6 protein-coding genes are annotated in these 6,710 nt (G+C 60.6%); 3 read left to right on the top strand and 3 right to left on the bottom strand.

Going from position 1 to position 6,710, the window contains the following annotated elements; translation table 11 throughout:
• Positions 1-2 precede the first annotated feature (2 nt).
• From fabF to ACTF58_RS01165, 3 genes are all read left to right on the top strand, one after another.
• Positions 3-1,235 (top strand): beta-ketoacyl-ACP synthase II, encoded by a 1,233-nt coding sequence (gene fabF, locus ACTF58_RS01175; protein ID WP_438990125.1) that lies wholly within the window; start codon positions 3-5, stop codon positions 1,233-1,235.
• A 4-nt stretch (positions 1,236-1,239) separates the two neighbouring features.
• Entirely contained in the window at positions 1,240-2,394 is a 1,155-nt protein-coding gene (gene mltG / locus ACTF58_RS01170) for an endolytic transglycosylase MltG (protein ID WP_438990124.1), read from the top strand.
• Positions 2,395-2,705: 311 nt separating this feature from the next.
• A complete protein-coding gene (locus ACTF58_RS01165) occupies positions 2,706-3,290 on the top strand; it encodes an HNH endonuclease (protein WP_438990123.1) in 585 nt (194 codons plus the stop codon).
• Here ACTF58_RS01165 and ACTF58_RS01160 read toward each other — a convergent pair.
• The 3 genes from ACTF58_RS01160 to ACTF58_RS01150 are packed head-to-tail and all read right to left on the bottom strand — an operon-like array spanning position 3,263 to position 6,584.
• The gene (locus ACTF58_RS01160) at positions 3,263-4,723 is read right to left on the bottom strand and encodes an MFS transporter (RefSeq protein WP_438990122.1); all 1,461 of its coding nucleotides are present in this window, start codon (positions 4,721-4,723) and stop codon (positions 3,263-3,265) included. The two genes, ACTF58_RS01165 and ACTF58_RS01160, sit on opposite strands and share 28 nt — an antisense overlap.
• Positions 4,724-4,735: 12 nt before the next feature.
• A complete protein-coding gene (locus tag ACTF58_RS01155; protein ID WP_438990121.1) occupies positions 4,736-5,263 on the bottom strand; it encodes a bactofilin family protein in 528 nt (175 codons plus the stop codon).
• Complete coding sequence (locus ACTF58_RS01150; RefSeq protein ID WP_438990120.1) at positions 5,253-6,584, bottom strand: DUF5930 domain-containing protein; 1,332 nt, start codon at positions 6,582-6,584, stop codon at positions 5,253-5,255. Before ACTF58_RS01150 ends, ACTF58_RS01155 begins: the two co-directional genes overlap by 11 nt.
• Positions 6,585-6,710: the final 126 nt, after the last annotated feature.

Here is a 6,710-nt window from a genome sequence, read left to right as displayed (position 1 = left end):
GACTGGTCACACCTGTTGGGGGTGGCGTCGAAGACAGCTGGAAAAATATTCTGGCAGGCAAGTCAGGGGCCGCGCGGATTACGCAGTTTGACCCTGAGCGTGTCACGACAAAATACGCCTGCGAAGTCAAACATGGCGACGGCACAGATGGCACCTTCAACGCAGATGACTGGATGGAGCCAAAAGAGCGCCGCAAGGTTGATGACTTTATCCTCTACGGCATTGCCGCCGCCGCTCAGGCCGTAAAAGACGCCGACTGGACCCCTGAAGACGAAGAGAGCCGCCTGCGCACAGGCGTGATGATCGGCTCTGGCATTGGCGGCTTGAAGTCGATCGAGCAAACAACGCTCCTCATGGCCGAGAAAGGCCCGCGTCGTGTATCGCCGTTCTTTATTCCAGGCGCGCTGATCAACCTGATTTCAGGCCAAGTGGGGATCCGCTATGGCTTCAAAGGGCCAAACCACTCTGTTGTGACCGCTTGCTCCACAGGCGCTCACGCAATTGGCGACGCCTCACGCCTTATTCAACATGGCGATGCCGATGTCATGGTCGCGGGCGGCGCAGAAGCGGCGATCTGTGAAATCGGGATCGCAGGCTTCAACGCCTGCAAAGCCCTCTCCACGGGTCACGACGAAGACCCAACCAAAGCTTCCCGCCCTTGGGACGCAAACCGCGATGGCTTCGTCATGGGCGAGGGCGCGGGCGTTGTTGTGCTGGAAGAATACGAGCACGCTAAAGCGCGCGGCGCAAAAATCTATGCCGAAGTCGCAGGCTATGGCCTTTCAGGCGATGCCTATCACATCACAGCGCCGCCCCCTGACCATGAAGGGGCCGAGCGCGCCATGCGCGCGGCCTGCGCCAACGCGGGCATCAGCCCCACCGAGATTGACTATGTCAACGCCCACGGCACCTCGACCATGGCCGACACGATCGAACTCGGCGCAGTCGAGCGCATGATGGGGCCTGAGGCCTCGGCCAAGCTTTCCATGTCCTCCACCAAGTCGATGACAGGCCACCTGCTCGGCGCGGCGGGCGCGATTGAAGCGATCTTCTCGATCCTCGCGATCCGCGACCAAGTCGCGCCGCCCACGATCAACCTTGAGACCGTGGATTGCGAAACGGTCGTGGACCTCTGTGCAGGCGAAGCGCGCCCGCGCAAAATCGACGTCGCGCTCTCCAACAGCTTCGGCTTTGGCGGCACAAACGCCTCGGTTATTTTCCGAAAGGTAGATTAACCCCATGTGGCGTCACATTGCTTCCAACGCGCTGACGATGCTCATCGTCGCGATTTTTCTGCTCGGTGGCCTAATCCTTTGGGGCCAGACCGAATATAGCGCAGAAGGCCCGCTTGAGGAGCAAATCTGCCTGCGCGTAGAGCGCGGAAGCAATGTGAACCGCGTGAGTGAAAGCCTTGAAGCCCAAGGTGCCCTGCGCTCTGGGATGCTTCTGCGGGTCGGCATGGACTATGCCGGCCTCGCAGGTCAGCTCAAGGCCGGCAGCTATCTTGTGCCTGCCAAATCCTCGCCCAAAGAGATCGCCGATATCATCACCCGTGGCGGCGCCAGCACCTGCGGCACCGAGATCGTTTATCGCATTGGCGTCACCCAGCTCTCCAACCTCGTGCGCGAGCTGGACCCCGCCACCAGCACCTATATCGAAAAAGCCAAGTTCGACCCCGCCGCCGAAGAGGCCCCCGCCGAATATCTGGCGGTGCGCGACCGTATCGACACGCGTTTTCGGATCGCTGTGGCCGAAGGCGTCACAAGCTGGCAGATCGTGGAAGGCCTCAAGCGTATCTCGCTGCTTGAGGGGGATATTTCCGAAGTGCCCGCCGAAGGCAGCCTTGCGCCACAAAGTTATGAAGTTAAAAAAGGCGACAAGCGCGCAGAGCTTCTGGTCGAAATGGCCGCGCGCCAAGAGGCGATCCTCGCCCAAGCTTGGGAAAACCGCGTCGCCGATCTGCCGCTCAACAGCCCCGAAGAGGCGCTGATTCTGGCCTCACTGATTGAAAAAGAAACAGGCGTGGCACGAGAGCGCCGTCAGGTGGCGAGCGTTTTTGTCAACCGCCTGCGCCTTGGCATGAAGCTGCAAACCGACCCCGCCGTGATCTACGGGATCACCAAGGGGCAGGGCGTCTTGGGCCGTGGATTGCGCCGCTCCGAGCTGCGCGCCGCCACACCTTACAACACCTATGTCATCGACGCGCTCACCCCAACGCCGATCGCCAATCCGGGCCGCGCCAGCATTGAAGCCGCGCTTGACCCTGACAGCACAGACTACATCTTCTTTGTCGCCGATGGCACAGGCGGCCACGCTTTCGCGGTGACGCTGGCCGAGCACAACGCCAATGTTGCCCGCTGGCGCAAGATCGAAGCCGAGCGCGCCGCCGACTGAGCCACGCCGTTAAGGGGCCGCCCAAGTCGGGGCGATTCTGTCGCTTCAAATCGACCGAAAGCGTCGCCACGCGCCTCCGGCTTGCCGCGTGCGCGTGGGCCGTTGCGTGCGCTTTCCTTGGAAAGACTAGTTTTTTCAGCGCCTTAAGCCTGCCGCGCCCTGTCACATTCCTGTCAAACGCCTCTGCTTTTCTGGCCCAGATCAGGCAGACGTCAAGAGGCTTGCCCGATACTTGCCACGATATATAGTGGTTCACATAAGCGGGTGTGCCACATCTGGCCAAGCCTGCGAGCGGAGCAGAGATACGGCACATGGACGGCACCTTTAGAACAGACTTTCAGCGCAACCCCGCAAGCCTCAAGCAGCACCCTGCCTTGGTGCTCAATGCGGATTATCGCCCCCTCAGTTATTACCCGCTCTCGCTTTGGCCGTGGCAAGAGGCGGTCAAGGCGGCGTGGCTGGATCGGGTCGATATCATTGCCGAATACGATGAGGTGGTGCGCAGCCCCTCCACGGTGATCAGGATCCCCTCTGTTGTGGTCCTCAAAGATTATGTCAAACCTCAAAAGCGCGTGGCCTTCACGCGCTTTAATTTGTTTTTGAGGGATGAATTTTGCTGCCAATACTGCGGCGCGAAAGGCGACCTCACGTTTGATCACGTGGTTCCGCGCGCAAGCGGCGGGGTAACAAGCTGGCAAAATGTGGTCGCCGCCTGTAGCCCCTGCAACCTTAAGAAAGGCTCAAAAAGCCTGCGTCAATGCGGGCTGCATCTGCGCAAGCCGCCGCGTCCGCCCGCCGCCGAAGAGCTGCGCAATATGGGCCGTAAGTTCCCGCCCAATCACTTGCATGAGAGTTGGATGGACTTTCTCTATTGGGACGCGGAGCTCGAGGCCTGACGCCCCATGCCAAACCAGACAATCCCAGCCCCCAAAAGCGCAAAGCCCGCCGCGCCGTAAGCCACAGCGCGAAAGCCTGTGATCATCGCTGCGCCATGTCCCGCCGCACTTGAGAAGGCGCCAAAGCTGTCTTGTCCGCCCGCCGCCAGATAGCCGGCCTGCGCAAGCAACCCCAGTGTCGCAACCCCCATCAGCCCCGCCACACGCGCGGCGGCATTGTTGACGCCTGAGGCCGTGCCGGCGCTCTCGTCGGGCACAGAATTGACCACAGCCGTGGTCAACGGCGCAACAGCCAGCCCAAGCCCCAGCCCGACCAGAGAGGTGGCGGGCAGGATACCCAGAACAAACTGATCCGAGACAATCGCAACACTCAAGGCCAGAAAGCCAAGCGCCGTCACAACGGCCCCCGCCGCAATAAGAGGCTTTGGCCCGATACGGTCCGCCAACCGCCCCATGCGCGGCGACAAAAGCGCGATAAACAAAGCCATAGGTGCAAAGGTCAGCGAGGTGATCAGCGCGTCTTGCTCCCAACCCGCAATCAGCGTCATCGGCAGATAAAACAAAACGCCCTGAAACCCCATCCACATCAAAAGCGTGGCAAGGTTCACAGCCGAAAAGTCACGCAATTTGAAGAGCCTGATATCAATCATAGGGGCAGGGCAGCGCGCCTCATGCCACAGAAAGCCGCCAAAGACAGCCGCGCCCAGAAGCCCGTATCGCGGCTCTGCCTGTGTAAAGGCAAAGGCTATGAAAAAGAACGCAACAGAGGCCAACGCGCCGCCCGTAAAGTCGATCTTGGTCTCGGTGTCCCTGCGCGTGTCGCGGGTATGGGCCACAATCAGCCAGATCGCCAGCGCGCCCAAAGGCAGGTTGATCGCAAAGATGAAGCGCCACGCCTCCGCCCCGCCATAGCTCAGGAAAACGCCGCCCAAAAGCGGCCCAAGCGCCGTGGTGAGCGAGGAGCTGGCCGCCCAAAGCCCGATGGCCGCGCCGCGCTCGTTGCGCGGATAAGCGCGGGTGATTGCAGCCAAAGACCCCGGCACCATCACAGCCGCGCCCAGCCCTTGAAGCACCCGTGCCGCAATCATCTGATCAGGGGTTTGCGCCAGAGCGCAGAGAACAGAGGCCGCAACAAACCCCGCAATCCCGCCCGCAAAGCTGCGCCCGAGGCCAAGCTTGTCGCCAAGCGCGCCGCCCGTCAGCACAAAGGCGCTCAGCATCAGCATATAGCCGCTGTAAATCCACTGCGCTTCAGCCAGCCCCGCGCCAAGGCTCTCGCGAATGGCGGGCAGGGCGATTGCCAAGACAGATCCGTCAATAAACCCCAGAGCCGAGGCCAGAATGGCCGCGATCAACACCAAGTGGCGCTTGTCAGAGGCCACAAAAGCAACGGGCACCGCAGTCTCCTGCAGTGCCCCTGTGTCATTTGTCATAGCAATCGGCGCTTACGAAGCGTCTTTGGGCGCGGCGGCTGGGGCTGCGGCTGCGCCACCTTTCGCGCCTGAATTGAGCGGATCATCTTGGCGCTGCACAGAGCCTTCAAAATGCGCCCCGCTTTCAATTGCGATGGTCTTGTGAATGATGTCGCCTTCCACACGGGCGGTTGAGGTGAGGCGGACCTTGAGGCCGCGCACACGGCCCACAACGCGGCCGTTCACAACCACATCATCAGCAATCACTTCGCCCTTAACAGTCGCGCCTTCGCCCACTGTCAGAAGATGGGCGCGAATGTCGCCCTCAATCGTGCCTTCAATCTGAATGTCGCCTGTGGTGCGCAGATTGCCCGTCACATGAAGATCGGATGACAAAACCGAGGCGGGCGGCTTGGCCTTGGGAGCCGAAGCCTTAAACTCGTTCCCGCCAGGAACGGCTGGCTTGGCAGGTGCAGCAGGTGCCCCCTTGTCAGCGCCTGAAGCAGGGGTTGTGCTGTCGGCCTTGGGGCCAGGTTCGTTGATTTTGCTTTTAGAAAACATCGTTAGCTGCCTTGATATAGATCATTGGATTTACGGCTTTTCCACCTACGCGAACTTCATAGTGTAAATGGGGGCCAGTTACCCGTCCAGATGCTCCCATATCACCAATTCTCTGTCCGCGCGATACCCTTTGTCCAACTTTAACCCGAATTCGGTTTTGGTGGGCATAGCGGGTTTCAATGCCAAACTCGTGCTGGATCTTCACAAGACGGCCATATCCCGAGCTCCAGCCCGCATGGGTCACAATCCCGTCTGCCGTTGCATAAAGCGGTGTGCCGATAGGGCCGGCAAAATCAACGCCCTTGTGCAGACGGCGGCCGCCTGTCTTGGGGTCACGACGATAACCGAAGGGCGAGGTAAAGCGGTAGCCCGCCTGAACAGGCTTGGCAAATGGCGCTTTTGAGGCCGCAAGACGGTAAAGGTTGAGCCGGTCCAGCTCGCTGATAATGCGGTTGGCGCGGCGCTCGGCGCTCGATGGCTCCTCGCCACGGGTCGAGAATGACAAAGGCGTCAGCGCCCCGCCTTGGCCCGAATAGCCGCGCCGCACCTGTTTCAGAAGGCTGTCTGTGTTCATGCCCGCGGCGCGAAACATCCGGTCAAGCGGCTTTACAGAAACGGTCATTGCCTCCTCGAGCTGGCGGAATATCTGGTCGTTCTGGTCTTTCATGAGCGCAATGCGCTCTTCCATCTCCGCCGCCTGATCCAGCGCCGATTGCGCATCTGCGACGACTTGGTCGCGCTCGGCGGCCGTTTCGGCCAGCGCCTGTGTGATCAGCCCAAGCGCGCTGCTGTCAGAGCTCAGCCCCGAAACCTGCACCGTGCCGCCGCTGTCTTGGGCTTGGGCCAGTGTCGCAAGCTGCTCGCGCGCCGCGTCGCGCTCGTTCATAGCCGAGCGCAGGGTGTTCTGGATGATCTCGATGCCTGTTTCCATCTCGCGGCGGCGGGTCTCGGAGGCCAGAAGCTCTGATTGCATCTTGGAAATCTGCTGCAAAGCCGAGTTGAACCGCTCCTGCGCCGCCAGCGCCTCTTCGGCCCGCGTGTCACGCTGCACCGAAATAAAGTTAAGACGGCTCTGATAGGTCTGCTGGTCGCGCTTGGCTTGCTCGCGGAAGTTGCCCGCGCCGATGCTGTCCATCAGCAAAATCGCCGTCGCAACAATCGACCATGCCACAACCAGCGCCGCCCCCGTAAAGGCAAAAAGCTGCACCAAGGGGCGCAGACGAATAAAGCGTGTGTCTTTGTCTGATCTCAGAAAGACGCGCCGTTCCGGAAAGTAATGCTCCAAAAACGAGTCGATACGGATAGCAAGCTGTGTGCGCAACGCGAAGTTCCTTGGCCGTTTCAAATCAAGTGCGATGGGCTCAAAAGGCGAGCGCTGCCGCAGTCTGACAGCCACAGAGAGGCCGCCATCCCAAAAGGGATTAGCGGTCTGTTAACAGGGGCGCAA

This window comes from Lentibacter sp., from assembly GCF_965657785.1.
Taxonomy (GTDB): domain Bacteria; phylum Pseudomonadota; class Alphaproteobacteria; order Rhodobacterales; family Rhodobacteraceae; genus Lentibacter.
Note: the sequence above shows the minus strand (reverse complement) of the source record. Positions and strands in the feature narration are given on the sequence as shown.

Coding starts and splice junctions, on each gene's coding strand:
- ACTF58_RS01165 (WP_438990123.1), top strand. CDS start 2,706: ATGGACGGCACCTTTAGAACAGACTTTCAGCGCAACCCCGCAAGCCTC.
- mltG (WP_438990124.1), top strand. CDS start 1,240: ATGTGGCGTCACATTGCTTCCAACGCGCTGACGATGCTCATCGTCGCG.
- ACTF58_RS01155 (WP_438990121.1), bottom strand. CDS start 5,263: ATGTTTTCTAAAAGCAAAATCAACGAACCTGGCCCCAAGGCCGACAGC.
- ACTF58_RS01160 (WP_438990122.1), bottom strand. CDS start 4,723: ATGACAAATGACACAGGGGCACTGCAGGAGACTGCGGTGCCCGTTGCT.